Source organism: Dactylosporangium sp. NBC_01737, assembly GCF_035963215.1.
GTDB lineage: Bacteria > Actinomycetota > Actinomycetes > Mycobacteriales > Micromonosporaceae > Dactylosporangium.
The window spans coordinates 2,305,407-2,324,406 of record NZ_CP109153.1 but is presented as its reverse complement, the minus strand read 5'-3'; the positions used below and the strand labels follow the sequence as shown (position 1 = coordinate 2,324,406).

The following is a 19,000-nucleotide window of genomic DNA, read 5'->3' as shown; positions in this document are numbered from 1 at the left end:
ACCGGCACGCAGCGCAAGCATGGCCCGCTGTCCATGAACGCCGGACCGAGCACCTCGGCCCCGTGGACAGAGCGCCCACGCTCAGCTCGTCGTCAGCGAACTGGTCTCCAACGTCGTCCGCCAAGGCGGCGGCTGCCTGGCCCTGGAACTGTCCGCACACGACGACCAGGTCACCGTCAGCGTCGCCGAAGGCTCCGCCGTGATCCCGCGCCGCCGCGACCAACACGGCCGACCGGACACCGAACGCGGACGCGGCATCGCCATCATCGAAGCACTGTCACAACGGTGGGGCGTGGATTCCCACCACGGCGGAAAACGAGTGTGGGTCCTGCTGCTCTCCCACCCCGAACCGCCACACCCCGTCATCACCCAGCCGGAGTGACCGATCCGCCCGAAGAATGGCCGCGTCCCAGGCGATCCAGCCCGGCGTGCAGGACCACCAGTACGGTGCGCTGGTTCATGAGGTCCTCGCCGAACTCCGGCCGGGGCGTGCTGGCGGCCACGCACCGGCCCCGACACCCCGGAACGGGGCGCCGACCACCGACGAAGATCAGGGTCGTAGACCTCTGAAGTCACACCCGACCTGTCAGCCGCGGCAGATCCGCCGACAACGAGACGGCAGATGAGCGCTGACCCAAATAGCTGGCGCACAACAGTGACGGCGCCGTGCGATGATGGGGCGACCCCATCGGCACGTGCCCATACGTAGCGGGAGTCCAGGCTTGAGTTCCGACGGCGCGGTGCTGCCCCTCGAATCCGGCAACCGCAAGGACTATGCACTCGACCCCCGGCCGATCGCACGCGGCGGACAGGCCACCGTCTTCGCGGCCACGCACAAGCCGACCGGCCGCAGGGTCGCGTTCAAACGGGTCGACGGGCACCGCCCCGGTATGGTCGCGCGCATGCGGCGCGAGATTGAGGCCGCCCGGCTGTTCGGTGACTGCCCCCACGTGATGCCGGTGCTCGACCACAGCCCCGCATTCGACTGGTTCATCATGCCGCTGGCCGACGCGACCGCGTCGACGCTTGCCGGGGAACTGGCCCGGCCGGAGGCCCTGCGAGAGCTGGTCGAGGCGGTGTGCGCGGCGCTGCGCGTCCCGCACGAACAGGGCTGGATCCACCGCGACCTCAAGCCGGACAATCTGCTGTGGCTCGACGGTCGATGGGTGGTCGCTGACTGGGGGTTGGGCCGGCGACCGCGGGGGCAGACGACTGACGCGGGCCGTACCCGGATGGGCACCGCATTCGGCACCGAGGGGTTCGCCGCCCCTGAACTCGCCGTCGACGCCCACGCCGCTGGCCCGCAGGCCGACGTGTACAGCATCGGGCAGATCATCGGCTGGGCACTCACCGGCAGGCTGCCGCACGCCAACATCGCCCTGCTGCCCGCCGACGGACCGTGGCGGACGATCGTCAAGGCGGCGACCGCGCACGACGTCCAACGCCGCCTGGCGAGCGTCGACGACCTCCTCGCCACGATGGCCGACGAACTGGACAGCCCCGACGCGGTGATTGAGCGCGGCCGGCAGTTGCTCGCCGACGCCCGAGCCGGCGACCCGGGCGCTGGGCCACGGCTGCTGCGGCTGGCGGCGCAGTCGGGCGAGCACTACCAAGCACTCCAGGAGGATCTCCTCGGCCTCGACAACGAGCAGATCCGCATGGCCGTCGCCGCCGATCCGTCGAGCGCCGCGGAGATAGTTCGGATGCTGCGCGGGCCGGTCCCCGGCGGGTCGGCAGTGGCGCGGGAGCGCGGCGTCGCGTGGCTGCTCGTGGTGGCCCGGCAGGCCGAGGTCGTCGAGCAATGGGACCTGCTCGACGAGGCGATCGACAGCCTGCTCGTCCTGAGCGGCCAAGCCGACGACCTGGACATCCTGGCGAGGGTCGCCGAGTGGATGGCAACCCGTGCCGGGCAGGCGGCGTCCAGCCTCGCAGTAGCGCTGCGCCGGCTCCCCGCCCATCCACAGGTCCGCACGGCGGTGTCCGGCAACCCTGGCACGGACCACAGAATCCTGCGGGCGCTGCGCTCCCGGACGGCGGCCGGTCCGACACCGGCGGCGCCACAACGCGGCCGGAAGCGACTGCTCCTGGGCGCCGCGGCCGTGTTGTTGGCCGCGTCCGCTATTGGCACCGTCGCGCTGGTGGACTGGGGACCGCCAGGCGAGCCGCAGGCGAAGCAGAGCGGCAACCCAATCGCCGGACTACCGAGGAAACCGGGTGAACTGGCGCTGTTCCCGATGGAGGACTTCGTCGAGCCCTGGAACGGCTATCCCAGCTGGGCGTGGTGCAGCAGCGAAATCGGCGAGGAGGCCGTCAACGGTAGCTTCCCCGCCCGCCCCGCAGGGCAGGTCCACCCGAAGCAGCACATCCGCTGCGACAACGGCGGCGGTCTGACGGCGATGTTCGCCGAGTTCAAGGGCCAGGCGGACTTCGAGGTGGCCCGCGCGCGGTATCTCGGCGCGGATCCCCCGGCCAATCCGGCCCGGGGGGAGGCCGATCCGCCGGAGGGCCTGCACGTCTTCGCGTGGAGCCCGACGAAGCGGGCCCTGGTCTGGAGCGACCCGAAGAACCGGCTCATCGGGCTGCTGGTCACCGACAGTGCTGGCACCGACCTCGTCGAGCTGTGGCAAAGGTACCCCCGGTAGCCGGGCCGGTGGCTCACAGCACCTGATCCACGTGCGCCCATCCGCAGATCCGCTCCTCCCCTCGTACAGCCAGGGCTAACACCCACTCGCCGCGCATCTGTGGGGTGAGGTACGGGCTGACCGCCAACTCGTTGACCAGAACACTGTCGTAGCGGCCGGCGGGCTCGACGACCGGTGACCGTTCGTCGGAGTCGACGCGCAGCTGGACCAACCCGGACGGGCGCAGCGTGACGACCAGATCGTGCGGGTCGCACGTGTCGATGGGCCCGTACTGCGGTCGAATTCGCACGGGCCACCCGTCGCGGACCCCCGCCACATACACGATCGGTATCGCACCGCCGCCGGCACAGTTGTCCCGACCGAACTGAAAGAGGAACGCGTGGATCTCGAACCCACCGGTCACCGCGTTCACGGCCTCGATCGGGCGGGAGCACCTGATCGTCGAGGCGATCGGGCGGCGCAGCTGCTGCGCAGTGCCGTCCTGCCATAGCCAGACGTACCAGAATACGTTCGAGGACTGACCACCGGAGGTCCGCAGCGCCGCCGCGGCGTCCTCGTCGCCGTCGCCGTCGGCGTCCGCGAACTGCGGTGTCCCTTCGAGCTTCCAGGAGCCGCCGCCCTCCATCGGTCCGATGGCGTCGTCGTCGCCGCGCGTCGCGGTGCCGTCCTTGAGCCGCACTGTCCTGCTCACCGACGCGTCGAACCACTCGGCGTCGGCGAAGTCGAACACCCTGATCTCGCGTGACGCCGCGGGCGGCGGGCCCGGGGGCGGCTCGTCGTCGAGCAGGGTACAGCCGGACAGCATCGACACCGCCACGGTCAGCGACAGCAGCCGCGACCGGAACCAGGATGTGCGTCGCATCGACAGGCCACCGCCGTCCGAGATACAAGGTCACGTGGGCGGGCCACGCCGCCCCGGCCGATCAGACTAGCGCCCAGCCAAGCGGCCGGTGCGAATGGCTTGGCGTGCAGCCGCCGCGCCACCTCGTACGGCATCACCCCGTACACATACGCCGACGGCCACGGCACGACGCACGCCACGATCAACGGCGCCCGCCACCTCAAGGCCCAGCTGCGTCGCATCCACGACGACGGTGACCCGACCTGGGTGGTCCGGTTCAGCAGTGGTACGCCGCCCGCCGTGCAGCGCATCGTGCTGCACGCGGTGCTCAACGCCGACGGTGACGAGACCACGCTGCTGCACATGATCGCCGCCGCCTGGCCGTGCCCCTCGACGGTCAGTAGCAGCACCTAGCACGACATCGATGCGGAGAGGGCACCCGATCGCAGCGGGTCGGGCGCCCCGCTCGCCCACGGCGATGAGGGATAGCACCCGACCCGGTGGGTGCTGTGTGTCGGCCCGTGTGCGGCGGACCCGCCGCTCCGCCGCTGGTAGAAGCCGCGTCCGGTCCCGCGCCGGTTGCGGCACACGGCGGCAGAACCCGTCCCGCGCGACTTGGACACCGCCGTCAGTCGAGGTTCCATCCACACCGACCGAACGATGGGCGACCGGCGTTGCCGGACCGAGTCGCACGCCGTGCGTCGCGGGCTCGGGCTGGCCGGGGCGACGTGCCGGACCCCCGGGACAGCCGGCACTGATCGACTCATCCCTATGGCGGAAGGCTGCTGGTCATGGACGTCATTGCGTTGCCGGCGCCGCGTGGCTGGCAGGTTCCGGCCGTCGACGCCGCCACGGCCGCTCTGGCCGGCGGCGGCCGGGGGCAGGTCGTCGCCGCGTGCGGTACCGGCAAGACCATCGCGGCCGCCCATGTGGCGCTGCGGGTCTGCCCACCGGCGGGGACGGTCGTGGTGGTCTGCCCAACCGTCGGTCTGGCCGCGCAGACCCTGCAGGTGTGGGCCGGCAGCGGCGCGGCGGTGCTGGCGGTCTGCACCGACGACACCGTCATCGACCCCGCCGTGCACGTCGCGGACCTACCGGCCACCGTCACCACCGACCCGGACACGATCACCGCCTGGCTACTCACCGCGACGCCCGGCCGGCGACTCATCGTCACGACGCACCACTCGGCCGGGAACCTCGGTCAGGCCCTGCACCGCGCCGGTGTGGCCGCCGACATCCTGATCGTCGACGAGGCCCACCACACCGCCGGCCGCGACGGCAAACACAACGCCCTGCTGCACGACGACGCGGACCTACCGGCCCGGCGGCGGCTGTACCTGACCGCCACCCCACGCCTCGACGACACCGGCCCCGGCGATGGCACCGCCACCGTGTCCGTGGTGTCCATGGACGACCCCGCCGTGTTCGGACCGGTCCTCTACCGCTACCCGTTCGCCCAGGCCATCGCCGACGGCTGGCTCGACGACTACCGCATCGCCGTCGTCGCGGTCACCCGCACCGAACTCCTCCCACTCCTGCGCACCCTCACCACCACCGGCCGACCCAGCGCGCCCGACGATCCCGACGGGCCGCTGCGCACCGCGATGGTCATCACCGCCCTGGCCCGCGCCGCCGCCGAGTTCGACCTGCGCCGCGCCATCGTCTACCACCCGCGCATCGCCGCATCCCACACGTTCACCGCCGCGCTGCCCGACACCCTCGCCGCGCTACCCGACACCGGCCGACCGGAGCGAGCGTTGACCTGCCACCACGTCGACGGCCGGCACCCCTCGACGTACCGGCGGGACGTCCTCGCAGACCTCGCCGACCCGCCGCACGACGGGTGGACCGTGGTGTCCAACGCCCGCTGCCTCGGCGAAGGCATCGACGTCCCCGCCGTCGACAGCGTCGTGTTCGCCCACCCCAAGACGTCCAACGTCGACATCGTTCAGGCGGTCGGGCGGGCGCTGCGCCGCAACCCCCGCCGGCACCGGGATCGCGACCATCCTCATCCCGGTCCTCGCCGAAGACGAACCCGACGCCGCCGTGCAGGCCGACCTGGCCGGCTACGACACCGTCTGGGACGTCGTGCGGGCACTGCGCGCCCACGACGAGACCCTCGCCGCCGCCCTCGACCAGCAACGCCGGTCCGGACCGGCGGACCGGTGGACCCTGCCGGACAAGATCGTGGTCCGAGTCCCCGACCGCTACGACGTCGAGCAGTACCTGCAACACCTCACCATCCGGCTGATCACCGCGACCACCTCACCGTGGTGGGAGGGGTACGGCGCGGCCACCGCCTTCCACGCCACCAACGGTCACCTCGACGTCCTCGTCGAGCACACCACCGCCACCGGGTACCCACTCGGCCGGTGGCTGCACCACCAGCGCAAAGCCCGCCGCTGCGGCGTGCTCACCGCCGCCCGCATCGACGCCCTGGACTCCCTGCACATGCAGTGGGACCCCCGCGACGCCCGATGGCACATCGGGCTCGCCCACGCCACCGCCCACCGCCGCCGCGAAGGGCACCTGCGGGTACCGCCGGACCACGTCACCACCGACGGCTACCCGCTCGGCCAGTGGATCCGTGGGCAGCGCAAGCAGTACACCGGCGGGCGGCTGCCCGCCGCGCGGGCCGCCGCACTGGAGGCCCTGGGCATCGAGTGGTCGCCGTACGAGGCGATGTGGCAGCGCGGCATCACCGCCGCCACCGCCTTCCACGCCCGGAACGGGCACCTGCAGGTCCCCGACGAGCACACCGAAGCCGACGGCTACCGCCTCGGCCAGTTCATCGTCGCCCAACGCATGCTGCACAAACGCGGCACCCTCACCGCCGACCGCGTCACCGCCCTCGAAGCCCTCGGCATCATCTGGAACTCCCGCGACCACCGCTTCGCACTCGGCCTCGCCGCCGCCCGCCGCTACCACCACACCCACGGCCACCTGCACGTCCCGACCACCTACCAGACCAGCGACGGGTACCGCCTCGGCGCCTGGCTCAAACAACAACGCGCCAACCTCAGCAACGGCACCCTCACCACCGACCGCAGCCACGCCCTGGACACCCTCAGCCCCACCTGGCGCCAGCGGTAACCCGGGCGCCCACGACGCAGCACACGGCCCAGCGAAGCCCCCGCGGCGTCCGGCGCGGGGTCTGGTGACGTCCGGTTTCCGGAGGTCAGCAGGTGGCGCCGATGCGACCCAGGTCGAGACGGGCGACTACCGGGACGGTCGTGGCGTGGTCCAGCGGTGCGCGCGCCAACACGTAGACCGCGTCGCCGATCCGGGTCGCGCTGCGGACGGGACCGGCGAGGTTGACCGCCGTGGGCGGTGACGCGGCGTGGGTGACGGTGTCCAGGACGACGGTCTGCACATACCGGTCGGCGCCGACAAGGAGGACCCGCCGCTCGTCCAGGCGGACCAGTCCATGAGGCTGGCCGACCGGCGTGATGATCCACTCGTACCGGCCGGTGTCGATGTCGATGACGGCGCTGTGCCCGGCGCCGAGGACGAAGAACGTGCGGTCCCGCAGCCAGCACGCGGCCTGACAGGCGCCCGCGGGGAGCCCGGCCGGCCACCGGCGGGCGTCGCCGAGCCCGGCGCCGGGCTCGACCAGGGCGGCGTGCTCCGTGCTCGGCGACCCGGTGGCACTCCGGCGTTCGGTGGGCCGCGTTCGGCCGCGACGGTCCAGCAGCCACGGCACCCCGCCAGGGCCGGGGACGAGCAGCGGAGCGCGGGCGAACCCGCCGGCGGCCACCACGACCTCGTCACCGGCGACGCGCAGGACCCCGCTACCACGGACCACCAGCAGGTCGCCGTCCGCGGTGACCATCGGGTCGCCGACGCCGCCGGTCAGCTCCAACCGGCGCCGTGGCCGGCTGCGGCGATGGTTGCCCAGGTCCATCACACCATCGGTGACGGCGACGAGGAGCCGGTCACCGTCGACGCCGACGCCGGTGATGGCCGGGCCGTGCGCCACGACGGTGGCATCCACGCCGTCCGGGGCCGCCACCGCCGCCGTCGTGAACTCCTCCGGCACACCGAGCTGCAGCGGCGCCGGGTCGGGGCGGCGTGGGCGCAGCAACGCGGCCAACGGCACGTCTGGCTGGCCGTACACGGCAATGGACCGGTTCGCCGCCGTGACGAGTTCGGAGCCGGTGGCCACGCCACCGATCAGCGCCTCCAGGTGCGGGCGGTCGAACAGGACGACGTCGCGGACCTCCGCGGCGCGCCGGCGTGCGCTGTCGTCGAAACCGGACCGCGAGGCGAGGATACCGATCGTGCCGGGCCGTCGCTGCGTGAGGATGTCGCGCAGCTGTCGCAGCGGCTCGACGGTGATCGGGTCCGTGTACCACTTGGCTTCCATCAGGTACCAGGTGCCGTCCAGGAAGAACGCCACGTCGACCTCGCCGTTCGGGCCGCGCCGATCGGCGTCGGCGTCCACACCGTCGCGGACCAGCGCGTCGGCGAGCAGCGCGTTGAACCGCATCCCACGCACCGACGCGCTGATCCCACCGGCCCGGACCTCCAGGTCGGCGTAGCGCTGGACCAGACTCGTCGCCGTCGCGGTCGTGCTCTCAGCAATCACCCGGCGATTATCCCGGCCCGGCCTCGCAGAAGACGTCTCCACGGCCGGTACAGCTGCCGCGGTACGCACGTGTACCCGTCACCCTCCCGCGGCAGCTGTGCACCAGACGGTGTGCTGCCGAGGCAGGAGCGGCGCCCCGTTCGGGGAGAGCACCGGTCGATGTCATCGACCGGGTCATCGGTCGATGCGCGGCCCGGCGATCGTGTCCACCGCGCCGCGGGCGGCGGCTGGCAGACTGGCGGTCATGAAACGCCAGCGGGCCACCCAACTGGCCGAGCAACTGCTGGGCGCCCTGCACGCCGGGCGGAAAGAGTGGCCGTTGTGCATCGTCACCGAGGTCTCGGTGTTCGGCTCCTACGCCCGCGGCGCCACCGAACCACACGACCTGGACATCGAAGTGGAGATCGACCGGACCGACGAGCGATGGATCCGCCACTTCACCACCTGCCTGTCCTACGGACCCGACCCATACCTGATCATCCGCCGGGCTCTGGTCGGCGGTTCCCGCAGCTGCCAGTTCCTGTTCGAGGCCCGCGACCGGGTCGACTTCTCGCTCACCCTGCTGTGGCGGGCCGGTGACACCCTCGACGTCGCGGTGGACCGGCTGCACGCCATCGAGGTCGACACCACCGCCGGCCGGGCCCCACGCGACGCGATGCTGCCCGAGTTCGAGGGCCTGGACCGGTGGATGCCCCGCCCGTACCGCGAACGCCTCAGTGCGGCCGTCGCGGCGGGCACGATCACCCTGCACCGTTTCGAACTGCCCGGTAGGCCGGTCGCCGATCCGGCCGCCCAGGACCATCTGCACCGGCGGTGGGCGCCGACCAGCCCGCTGTTCCGGGCCGGGCACGCCGTACTGGCCCACTTCGAGGAACGCGGCATCGACCCGGCCCAGGTGCATCTGCACGGCCGCGACCTCGCCGGTCCCGACACCCCATACTTCGCCGGGTTCGCCCTGCGCTACTTCCCGCAGATCCCGATCTGCCTGAGCCGCCACCATGGTGTGGAATGGCTCGACGTCATCCACCCCACCCGGGCCCAGCCGCTGATCGCGTTGCAGATCCGGCCAGTCAGACCGGACCTGCTCGCTGACACCATCTGGCCGTGACGTCTCGGCCGAACACCCCGGCCACGGTGAACACCGATCCCGACTGGTCGGGCTGGCGGGTGGGACGGGCGAGCGGGCACGATGGTCGCCGTGACCGCGACCGCCGCCTCGACCCGTCCACAGGGTGCCGTCCTCGAGGCGGTCCTGGAGCGGCTGACATACGTCAATGAGGACACCGGCTACACCGTCGCCCGGGTCGCGACCAGCCGGGGCGGCGACGAGCTGCTGACCGTGGTCGGGGCGCTGCTCGGCGCGCAGCCCGGCGAGAGCCTGCGCCTTGTCGGGCGGTGGTCGAGCCATCCGAAGTTCGGCCGGCAGTTCGAGGTCGAGTCCTACACCACCGTGCTGCCCGCCACGATCCAGGGCATCCAGCGCTATCTCGGTTCCGGCCTGGTCAAGGGCATCGGGCCGGTGTTCGCCGAGCGGATCGTCGGCCACTTCGGCCTGGACACGCTGCGGGTCATCGAGGAGGAACCCGCCCGGCTGATCGAGGTCCCCGGCCTGGGCCCGAAACGCACCGCGAAGATCACCGCAGCATGGGAGGAACAGAAGGCGATCAAGGAGGTGATGGTCTTCCTGCAGGGTGTCGGCGTGTCGACGTCCCTCGCGGTGCGGATCTTCAAGCAGTACACCGACGCCTCCATCTCCGTGGTGCAGAACGAGCCGTACCGCCTCGCGGCGGACGTGTGGGGGATCGGGTTCAAGACCGCCGACACGATCGCCCAAGCGGTCGGCATCCCGCACGACAGCCCGGAACGGGTCAAAGCCGGCCTGCAGTACACCCTGTCCGAGGCCACCGACTCCGGGCACTGCTACCTGCCGCAGGCGAACCTGATCACCGACGCGGCGAAGATCCTCGACGTCCCCGCCGCGCTCGTCGGGACCTGCCTGGACACCCTCGCCGCAGACGAGGGCGTGGTCCGCGAACCGCTGCCCGGACCGGACGGGCCGGTGACCGCCGTGTACCTCGTGCCGTTCCACCGAGCCGAGACCGCCCTCGCCGGAGCCCTGAACCGGCTGCTACGGGAGCCGGCCGACCGGATGCCGCACTTCGGCGACGTCGACTGGCCCAAAGCATTGACCTGGCTGCACGCCCGCACCGGCGCGACCCTCGCCCCGGAGCAGGAACAGGCGGTGCGGCTGGCGTTGACGTCGAAGGTCGCCGTGCTCACCGGCGGCCCCGGCTGCGGCAAGAGCTTCACCGTCCGCTCCATCGTCACCCTCGCCGCCGCGAAGAAGGCCAAGGTCACCCTGGTCGCGCCGACCGGCAGGGCGGCGAAACGCCTCGCCGAACTCACCGGCCACCCGGCCGGGACGGTGCACCGGCTGCTGCAACTGCGTCCCGGCGGTGACGCGTCCTTCGACCGGGACAACCCCCTGGACGTCGACCTCCTCGTCGTGGACGAAGCCTCCATGCTCGACCTGATCCTCGCCAACAAGCTCATCAAGGCCGTCCCGCCCGGCGCGCACGTGCTGCTCGTCGGGGACGTCGACCAGCTGCCGTCCGTCGGCGCCGGGGAGGTCCTCCGCGACGTCCTCGCCGCCGACAACGTGCCGCAGGTCCGGCTCACGCAGGTGTTCCGGCAGGCAGCCAAGTCCGGGGTCGTGGTCAACGCGCACCGCATCAACGCCGGGAAACCACCGCAACTGCAGGGGATGACCGACTTCTTCCTGTTCGCGTGCGAGGACACCGACGAGGCCGCCGCGCTGACCGTCGACGTGGCCTGCACCCGCATCCCGGCCAAGTTCGGTCTCGACCCGCGCCGCGACATCCAGGTCCTGGCCCCGATGCACCGCGGCCCGGCCGGCGCAGGCGCGCTCAACGGCCTGCTGCAGCAGCGGCTCACCCCGGGCCGGGACGGGCTGCCGGAACGGCGGTCCGGCGGGCGGGTGTTCCGCATCGGGGACAAGGTCACCCAGATCCGCAACAACTACGACAAAGGGCAGGCCGGGGTGTTCAACGGCACCCTCGGCGTCATCACCGCCTTGTCCACTGACGAGCAGACCCTGACCGTGCGCACCGACGAGGACGAGTCCATCGACTACGACTTCGACGAGCTCGACGAACTGTCCCACGCCTACGCCATGACCATCCACCGCTCCCAAGGCTCCGAATACCCCGCCGTGGTCATCCCGTTGACGACCAGCGCGTGGATGATGCTGCAACGCAACCTGCTCTACACCGCCGTGACCCGCGCCAAACAGCTCGTCGTCCTCGTCGGGTCCCGCCGTGCCCTCGCCGCCGCCGTCCGCACCGTCGGCGCCGGCCGGCGGCATACCGCCCTCACCCACCGCCTCACCACCTGACCAGCCGACCGGGCTGTTGCGTCGGCAGGCCGACCAGAGAACCGAACCCGGCGCGCCGGCGACTCGGTTAGGGTCCGAAAGATGGTGGGCATCCCGCAGCTGCGCGAGGTCGGCTGGCTGGTCACCGGCCCCGACCGAGACCCAGTCCGGTACCTCTTCCTGCGGGTCGAGGAGTTCGTGGACGGCTCCGGGGTCTGGTCGGTGGAACTGCACGAATGCCGGGGGCGGCGAGACGCCGCCGGCCGTGCCAGGCACAGCTACCCTTCCGAGGCGGACGCCCGGGCGGCGCTCGCCGTCATCTACCGGCTCAGCGAGTTCCTCGAACCACTCCCGACCTGGGACGAGCAGCAGCTGGAGCCGGGACGGTGGCGGGTCCGCGTGTACGAACCAACCGGCGGTGTGCTGACCGCCCACACCAGTGCGCACCAGATCTAGCCTCACGCGTTCGGCAAGGGTGCGGCGGAGCGGCATCCCGGGAACGCGAAAGTGCCCTCTGATCTGGGAGGACAGGACTTGTCTAGGGCCTTATCCATCCCGGCGTAGGGGGCACTTCCAAGGTGAAGGTTACCGGTTTACGTCCGAAGATCGTGGTCAGTGCTGACGGCCGGGGTGTCGTCGGGCATGCCGGTGCTCGCCTCCTCGCTGACCTGGCCGACGCCACGGGCCTGACGTCCGCGTTCAGTGATGCGCTCGCGGGGGTTGCGGGTGCGGGAGTCCGGTCATGACCCGGGCCGTGTCGCGGTCGACCTCGCGGTGCTGCTCGCCGATGGCGGCGCAGCGATCTCCGACCTGGCGGTGCTGCGCAACGAACCCGGCCTCTTCGGTCCGGTCGCGTCGGACCCGACCGCATGGCGGGTGCTGTCCAATGTAGACGATGCTGGACTGGCCCGGTTGCGTGACGCCCGCGCCCAGGCGCGGGAACTGGCTTGGGCGCGGGCATCGGAGACCCGAACAGGGCTACCGGCCTCAACAGCGGCGGGACAGCCGGTGCCCGGCATCGTCCTGGATCTGGACGCCACGATCGTGATCTGCCACTCGGAGAAGGAATCCGCCACCCGGACGTGGAAGAAGACCTTCGGCTTCCACCCACTGCTGTGCTTCCTGGACGGCTCCCGCGAAGCGCTATCCGGCCTGCTCCGCGAGGGCCGAGCCGGGTCGAACACCACCGCCGACCACATCACCGTCCTGGACCGCGCCCTGCACCAAATCCCCGACGCGCACCGGCACGGCACCCCGATCCTCATCCGCAGCGACTCAGCCGGCTGCACCCAAGGATTCCTCACCCACATCCGCGCCCTGCGCAAGGATGGACTCGACACCCGGTTCTCCGTCGGGGCGGCGATCACCGAACCGGTCCGGGCCGCGATCCGCCACGCCACCGACTGGATCCCCGCCCTCGACGCCGACGGCGACTTCCGCGACGGCGCGGAGATCTGCGAACTCACCGGTCTCGTGCCAGACGACGGCTTCCCGGCCGAGACCCGATTCATTGCGCGCCGGGAACGCCCGCACCCCGGCGCCCAACTCTCCCTGTTCGACACCATCGAAGGCCTCCGCCACCAGGTCATGGCCACCGACACCCCACCCGGCAACGGCAACATCCAGTTCCTGGAAGCCCGCCACCGCGGCCACGCCCGCGTCGAGGACCGAATCCGCACCGGCAAAGACAGCGGCTTCGACCGGTTCCCATCCCGCGTCTTCGCGATCAACCAGGCCTGGCTCGAACTCGCCCTCACCGGCATCGACCTCCTCGCCTGGACCCAGCACCTGCTCCTGGACGGTCAACTCGCCACCGCGGAACCCAAGAAGCTGCGCTACCGGCTGCTACACGTCGCCGCCCGCATCACCCGCACCGCACGGCAGACCCAGTTCCGGATCGCCGCAACCTGGCCCTGGGCAACAGACCTCGCCACCGCGTTGACCCGGCTCACCGCACTACCCCGCCCGATCGGCTGACACCCACGCCGCATCGCGTCGACACCGCACGGAGGGACCCGGCCAGCGCGCCGGGCCATCAGCACGCCCACCTCAACGCCAGCAGACTAAACAAAGATCAACAGGCATTCAGCCGCCATGATCGACTACTAACGAATGAGCGAGGCTAGGCCCCAGTTGCCGAGCGGCCCCATTCGCGGCCCGGTGCCCACTGAACACGTACACCCGGCCGTGGCAGCTCCATATGACTTCGCCGACTGCGCCCGCAGCAAGCCAGCCCGCCACGACGGCACGACCACCGTCCGCCGGGAATCGACCTTCGGCGGGCAGCGGTGCATCCTTCCCGAATCCAGCTCGTACAGCTGCTACTCGACCACCCCGGTGCCGTTCGCGCCGAGTCCGGGACAGCCCTGACCGCGGTCAGGTGTGGGCGCTCGGGGCCGGCCTCTCGGTGAGCTCTCACCGGTCGCGGTGACCGGTGGCGATCACGATTGCCTCGTTCACCCGCCGGGCCGCCGCCGGATCGTCGACGAATCTGACGGCGGCTTCGAGGCTGACCGGTGACCCGCCGGCGAGGCTCGCGGCCACGGCGATCATCTGCCGGTCACGGTCCGGTACGTCGGCGGTCGCCGCGAAGTCGACCACCGCCGCCCAATTTCTGACCTGGCCCATCCGCACGGTGTCACCCATGTCCCATACCAGATCCATGCTCTCCACGAGGTCAGTGAAGCCCGGCTGGTCCGGTATCGCGGTGAAGGTCAGCAGATGCACGGCGGCCCGCCGGCCGGGCGGGGCGCCGGTGGCGATGTCGAGCTCCAGGAGGCCCCGAATCGAATCACCGATCGGCACGGAGGGGTAGACCAGCCGGGGACTGCGATGCAGCGGCGGTGCCGTGTCAGGGTCGGCCAGCAACTCCGCCACCCTCAGGCACTCCGCACACGGCGGCAATTCGGCGATGTTGACCCACATGTCAGTGCGCCACTCGTCGAACGCACAGCTGATGTTCGACTGATCGGCGCCATGGACCGGACGCTCCGGAGTCGAACACAGCGTGTAACCCGTCCTCCCGTCCTCCCCGCCGGCCGCGGCGGTGAGATCCACGGACAGGTGCCGGAACGTGCCGTCTCGTGTTGTACACGGTTCAGGCGTCATCGGGTCCTCCTCACCACCGGATGCTGCGCCGGTCGCCCGTGACAACGGATTTTATCAATGTCACGCAATGGGCCCCGCCCCCCGCCGTCGAGGATGCGTCGGCTGAGGGGGGCCGATCAGGACGAGGCGCGGCGCTACCGATCAAGTCCGGCGGGACTACCGGACCCGTGTGTCCTGGGCCGGTTGGGTTGATGCCAGGACCGTGGAAGCGCCGACGAGGATGGCTGAACGCGGGACCCGGGGACGAGGGCCACCGGTCGGCAACCGTCCGCCGCCGCTGGGCTGGAAGGACCACCGGTGCGGCGGTACCGACGTGAGGGACGCTCACCTACGGTGAGGGCATGTCCGAGCTGCGTCTCACCACCAGCCGCACCGACACCGTCGACGTGCTCGAGGTGCACGGCAACCTCACCGCGGCGACCGCGCTGATCCTGCACTCCCAGCTGGAACTGCTACTGCAGCGCCCGGATCCGGTAATCGTGGTGGATCTGCGCAACGCCCAGCAGTGCGACAGCACCGCGATCGCCGTGCTGCTCGCCGCCGCCGCGGCCGCCACCACCACCGGCGGTGCGCTGCGCCTGGCCCGCCCACCCGGACCAGTCTGCGCCACACTCCGCGCCGCCCAGACGATGCGGATCATCCCCACCTACGGGGCCGTGTCCACCGCGATCACCGCGAACCCGATCGACCTGCTCGACACCCCAGGCGCACCGCTCGATCCCACCCGCCGGCCCGCCGTGAGCACCCTGGGGGACACGCCCGCCGTTCGGGGTGCCAGCCTGCGGTAGCCGTTGCCGGCAGTATGGGCGGACCGGCCGCACGGGCGGGCCCTGGTGAGTGGTCTCCGCGACGTGGCGTGGTGGAAGCGGTGCGTGGCAGGCTTGCAGCATGCTCGTGGCCGTCCACGCGCGCTCGGGGGAACGGGTCGAAGCGTCGAAGCACCTGCCGGCATCCCCCGACTACCGCTGCCCGGTGTGCGGCTGGACGGTCATCGTCAAACCCGGCCGGGTGGTCGTCTCGCACTTCGCGCACCGACCGGCCGGACCGCGGTGCGGCGCCCAGGGCGAGTCGATCCCGCACATGCGCGCGAAGGTCCTCCTCGCCCAGCGGTTCCGGGAACACGGCTACGACGTGGCCCTGGAGGAGCCGCACAGCGGCGGCCGGCGACGGGTCGACGTCGCGGTCACCATCCGGGGCCGCAACGGCCCGGTGCGGGTCGCGGTCGAAGTCCAGGACAGCGCCATCGCCGTTGGTGAGCTGCAACGACGCAACCACGCCGACAAGCAGGCCGGGTTCTTCGCCACCCTGTGGGTGTTCACCACCAACCGGCTCAGCCGCGCCCGCGGCAGCCTCCCCGGCGCCGAACTGCGCCTGCCGGAGGAGGTCCGCTACCTGGACCGTCGCTGGCGCCTCCCGGTCGCCGTGCTCGACGTCCAGCGCGAACGCGTGATGCTCGTGTCCACCGCACCGATCATCCGCGAGGGCCAGCCCTACTACAACGAGTACGGCGACGAGGAATACTCACCTGACCGCTGGCTCGTCGCCACCCGCCAGGTCCATGTAGCCGCGGCAACGTTCGAGCTGGAAGCCGTCCGCGGCCGGTACGCCACCGCCCGGAACCCGGACTACACAGCCGCGTTCAAGGCCGCTGCGGTGCCCGACCGGCCGTGGCGGATCTCCAGCCGCCGCGACACGGCGCACACCACCGCCGACATCGCCGACCCCACCGACGAACCGGCGTGGCAACTGGCGCAGCAGTTGATGGAGCAGGGCCACACCGTCGAACTCGAACACCTACCGACCGCCCGGCGATGGCGGCACGTCGCGCGCACCAACGCCGACGACGACTTCGACGAACCCGGTTACCAGTGGAAACCGGTGTAACCCGGTGCCGGTAGCGGCGACCCAGGAGCGGGCGGAGCCACCCCGGTCATTCCCGCTCTCACAGTGATCCGATCGGGATCGTCGTCCTTACCGGCGAACCCCTGGGATCGCTGCCGAACCGAACCGGCACAAGATGGCCCCGTCGGCCCAGGCCGGACCCGTTCAATCATCACGGCACGAGTCGGCCGTCTGCGCCGTCATCCGGTCAGGCGGTCGTGGACGCGGCCTGCCTGGTGCCGGACCGCGGCAGTGAACGCCGCCTCGGCCAGGTCGGTCGTGGTGTCGAAGAGATCGTCCTCGTCGGCGGCGCCGGTCGTGACGCCTGCGGTGACAGCCTTCTCCTCCCGGTACACCAGCAGGCACGCCCGCAGCCCGTCGAGGAGGTGTTCGAGCAGATCCCGGGCCGGGCGTTGCGGGTCCAGCGGCGTCAACCGGTCCAGCAGCACCGCGAGTGCCTGCTCGCGGTGCCCGACGTCAACCCGCAGGATCTGCTCCCGGGCGGCGTCCACCCGTTGCAGTAGCGCGGTCGGGTTCGGGATCCGCCCGGCGCGGACCGCAGCGGCCTCGGTGAGCAGCCCGGTCACCGCCTCCAGCGGCGTCGCGGACTGATCGACGACGACATCCACGACGTAGGAGGGGACCTCGACCGATAACGCTTCGAGGTCATCGGCGTAGGTGAACACGTCCGTCGGTGCGATGCCGGCCGCGGCTGCGGTGACCTCGGCGGCGGCGACCAGCCAATGCGCGGCGGCCACGCACGCCGCGGCGGGGTCCACGCTGGTGAACAGGGCGTCGCTGCCCAGCGGATCGGCGTGCAGGAGCCGGTCGGCCGCGGCGACCTGGACCGGCGACACGTCCAGCCGGTCGAGGGACACCGCCTGCGCGGCGCGGCCGGACAGATCGCCCAGGCCGGCCCGGCCTACCGCGTCGATCTCGGTCCTGACCTCGGCGGTCACTGCCACGGTTACTTCGGCGTCGCCGAGCTCGTGTAACGCCCGGCCGACCGTGTGGGCGGACTCGAGCACCGGATCGTAGGACACGATCAGCAGCCCGTGCGTGTCCGGCAGGTGCGGCCGGCCGACCGCGGCAAGCACGCCGCTGAACCCTTCACCACGTTCCTGCGCCGCCAGGTCGGGAAGATCGGAATCGTCATCGTCGGCGGGATGCTGGTAGGTGTCCCACAGGTGCTGCGACAACTGGGTCATGGCGTCGCACAACCGTGCCGTGACCTCCGGAGCGGCAGCGGAACCGAGCTGGCACACCATTGCCGCGTGGTGGCCGACACCGGCCGCCCACACCGCCAGCAGCAACCCGGACCGGGTGTCCCACGCATACGTCGTCACTTCACCTCACTCCACCTCTCCCGCCGCCGATCACCACCGGGCAGGTGCGGCCCACGCGTCGTGTGGCGCGCCCGGGCCGCCGCGACCGTTGCATCGCTGCCTGGAGATGCAACGGCACAGGCCGGTACCAGGGTAAACAGGTTGCCGCAGGCGAGCCCGGTGTGCACTCCGCTACCCCGTGCGCTCACCCGCCGCCTGCGCTGACCCCGCCACGATCCGTCAGCACGACAGCGTCCGTCAAGCCGCAGGCCGGCACCCGGCAACCGGCTCATCCGTACGCTCCCTGCACACGACCGCCCGGCAGGGATGACGACCAACACGGCCGACGGCCACCGGCCGCTGCCCAGACGTGCAGGTGCGTTGCCGGCCGTCGGGACGCGTTATGCAGGTGGTGTTCCGGCCGCCCGCACGGGGCGTCGCGTGGGCATGCACTTCGCTAGGCTCGGGACCTGCGGCTGTGTCGGAAGGAGCATTGTGGCCACCGCTGAGGAGCAACCTTGGGTGCCGGCGGACAGCGATCCGAACACCATCTTCTTGCTCAATCCGCAGGGCACCCGGCATCTGGCGTTCGACCAGCGCACTGGGACCTGGTTGCGGCTGTGGCAGCACCGCCGGGCCGAGCCCCTCGGCGCGGACCGCGCGGCGATGCTGCGCCCGAGCGGCATCGACACCATCATCAGGCTCAGCGCCGTGTGGATGCTGCGGCATCCGACGCACCAGCGCGTCGGTGACCTCACCGACGAACTCGCCCGCGGTGCGAAGGCGCTCGTGCTGCACTTCGCCGGCCTGGCCGGTGCCCGCTGACGGCTGCCACCTGGTTGCCCGGTTCCGGTCGAACTGGTGCGCTGGACGGGCAGTGGCGGGCGGCGCTGAGGTTGGGTGCGTGTGCGACCCGTTGTGATCCGTTCGTGGCGCGGATGTTCTCCTCGCGATGATGACGTCGTCGGTCTGGGCGCGCATTGTGCGACGACGACGTGCTCGGTGCCGGACTGGGGTCGTGCCGGCGAAGGCACGGTTGACGAGCCCGACGAAGATGTCGCGGTCAGGTTGCGGTGTTGGTGTCGGTGACCTCGAATCCGTCGTGGGCGCCGGTCCGTAACGAGTCGCCGGCGTTCGCGGGCAGCCGGCAGTCGGCGGGTGCGTATTTTCCGTTGAGGACGCATCGGTCTCGGTGTCGCGTCATTGCGGCGACAGGGCCAG

Annotated in this window: 15 protein-coding genes and 3 pseudogenes; 13 read left to right on the top strand and 5 right to left on the bottom strand. The window is 71.3% G+C overall.

Features of this window, described 5'->3' with window-relative positions:
- The first annotated feature begins 100 nt into the window (after window positions 1–100).
- Both OHA72_RS10155 and OHA72_RS10150 read left to right on the top strand, forming a co-directional pair.
- Window positions 101–382, top strand: a complete 282-nt coding sequence (locus tag OHA72_RS10155; protein WP_327011523.1) for an ATP-binding protein — start codon at window positions 101–103, stop codon at window positions 380–382.
- A gap of 340 nt (window positions 383–722) precedes the next feature.
- On the top strand, window positions 723–2,642 hold the full coding sequence (locus OHA72_RS10150; protein WP_327007585.1) for a protein kinase domain-containing protein: 1,920 nt from the start codon (window positions 723–725) through the stop codon (window positions 2,640–2,642).
- Between the two features lie 13 nt (window positions 2,643–2,655).
- Here OHA72_RS10150 and OHA72_RS10145 read toward each other — a convergent pair whose 3' ends face one another.
- The gene (locus OHA72_RS10145) at window positions 2,656–3,504 is read right to left on the bottom strand and encodes a hypothetical protein (protein ID WP_327007584.1); all 849 of its coding nucleotides are present in this window, start codon (window positions 3,502–3,504) and stop codon (window positions 2,656–2,658) included.
- A gap of 99 nt (window positions 3,505–3,603) precedes the next feature.
- On the opposite strand from OHA72_RS10145, the gene OHA72_RS10140 reads away from it, so the two are divergent.
- Together OHA72_RS10140 and OHA72_RS64595 are read left to right on the top strand one after the other, a co-directional pair.
- Window positions 3,604–3,897, top strand: coding sequence for a hypothetical protein (locus OHA72_RS10140; protein ID WP_327007583.1), 294 nt, complete (start codon window positions 3,604–3,606; stop codon window positions 3,895–3,897).
- Between the two features lie 377 nt (window positions 3,898–4,274).
- Window positions 4,275–4,778 (top strand): annotated as a pseudogene (locus tag OHA72_RS64595) (DEAD/DEAH box helicase family protein); the annotation flags it as partial.
- 18 nt (window positions 4,779–4,796) lie between these two features.
- Here OHA72_RS64595 and OHA72_RS10130 read toward each other — a convergent pair.
- Entirely contained in the window at window positions 4,797–5,174 is a 378-nt protein-coding gene (locus OHA72_RS10130; RefSeq protein WP_327007581.1) for a hypothetical protein, read from the bottom strand.
- Between OHA72_RS10130 and OHA72_RS64590 the strand changes: the two are divergent.
- Window positions 5,088–5,399, top strand: a pseudogene (locus tag OHA72_RS64590) (hypothetical protein); the annotation flags it as partial. The gene OHA72_RS10130 and the pseudogene OHA72_RS64590 overlap by 87 nt on opposite strands.
- A 130-nt stretch (window positions 5,400–5,529) precedes the next feature.
- Entirely contained in the window at window positions 5,530–6,576 is a 1,047-nt protein-coding gene (locus OHA72_RS10125; RefSeq protein ID WP_327007580.1) for a helicase associated domain-containing protein, read from the top strand.
- Window positions 6,577–6,661: 85 nt separating this feature from the next.
- Here the strand turns inward: OHA72_RS10125 and OHA72_RS10120 are convergent, their stop codons facing one another.
- Complete coding sequence (locus OHA72_RS10120; protein WP_327007579.1) at window positions 6,662–8,071, bottom strand: restriction endonuclease; 1,410 nt, start codon at window positions 8,069–8,071, stop codon at window positions 6,662–6,664.
- 244 nt (window positions 8,072–8,315) lie between these two features.
- On the opposite strand from OHA72_RS10120, the gene OHA72_RS10115 reads away from it, so the two are divergent.
- The 4 genes and pseudogenes from OHA72_RS10115 (at window position 8,316) to OHA72_RS10100 (ending at window position 13,442) form a co-directional block, all read left to right on the top strand.
- Window positions 8,316–9,179: a hypothetical protein gene (locus OHA72_RS10115; protein ID WP_327007578.1), complete on the top strand. Its 864-nt coding sequence runs from the start codon at window positions 8,316–8,318 to the stop codon at window positions 9,177–9,179.
- An 81-nt stretch (window positions 9,180–9,260) separates the two neighbouring features.
- On the top strand, window positions 9,261–11,486 hold the full coding sequence (gene recD2, locus OHA72_RS10110; protein WP_442788552.1) for an SF1B family DNA helicase RecD2: 2,226 nt from the start codon (window positions 9,261–9,263) through the stop codon (window positions 11,484–11,486).
- 81 nt (window positions 11,487–11,567) lie between these two features.
- Window positions 11,568–11,921 (top strand): hypothetical protein, encoded by a 354-nt coding sequence (locus OHA72_RS10105; protein WP_327007576.1) that lies wholly within the window; start codon window positions 11,568–11,570, stop codon window positions 11,919–11,921.
- A gap of 122 nt (window positions 11,922–12,043) precedes the next feature.
- A pseudogene (locus OHA72_RS10100) lies at window positions 12,044–13,442 on the top strand (IS1380 family transposase).
- 438 nt (window positions 13,443–13,880) lie between these two features.
- Here the strand turns inward: OHA72_RS10100 and OHA72_RS10095 are convergent.
- Window positions 13,881–14,522 carry a hypothetical protein gene (locus OHA72_RS10095; protein ID WP_327007575.1) on the bottom strand — a complete coding sequence of 214 codons (642 nt, stop codon included), beginning with the start codon at window positions 14,520–14,522 and terminating at the stop codon, window positions 13,881–13,883.
- A gap of 392 nt (window positions 14,523–14,914) precedes the next feature.
- Here OHA72_RS10095 and OHA72_RS10090 point away from each other — a divergent pair, with 392 nt between their 5' ends.
- Both OHA72_RS10090 and OHA72_RS10085 read left to right on the top strand, forming a co-directional pair.
- A complete protein-coding gene (locus OHA72_RS10090) occupies window positions 14,915–15,361 on the top strand; it encodes an STAS domain-containing protein (RefSeq protein ID WP_327007574.1) in 447 nt (148 codons plus the stop codon).
- A 100-nt stretch (window positions 15,362–15,461) separates the two neighbouring features.
- Window positions 15,462–16,457 carry a competence protein CoiA gene (locus tag OHA72_RS10085; RefSeq protein ID WP_327007573.1) on the top strand — a complete coding sequence of 332 codons (996 nt, stop codon included), beginning with the start codon at window positions 15,462–15,464 and terminating at the stop codon, window positions 16,455–16,457.
- Window positions 16,458–16,654: 197 nt separating this feature from the next.
- Here OHA72_RS10085 and OHA72_RS10080 read toward each other — a convergent pair whose 3' ends face one another.
- Entirely contained in the window at window positions 16,655–17,800 is a 1,146-nt protein-coding gene (locus OHA72_RS10080; protein ID WP_327007572.1) for a hypothetical protein, read from the bottom strand.
- Between the two features lie 474 nt (window positions 17,801–18,274).
- On the opposite strand from OHA72_RS10080, the gene OHA72_RS10075 reads away from it, so the two are divergent.
- Window positions 18,275–18,604 carry a hypothetical protein gene (locus OHA72_RS10075; protein ID WP_327007571.1) on the top strand — a complete coding sequence of 110 codons (330 nt, stop codon included), beginning with the start codon at window positions 18,275–18,277 and terminating at the stop codon, window positions 18,602–18,604.
- Window positions 18,605–19,000 lie beyond the last annotated feature (396 nt).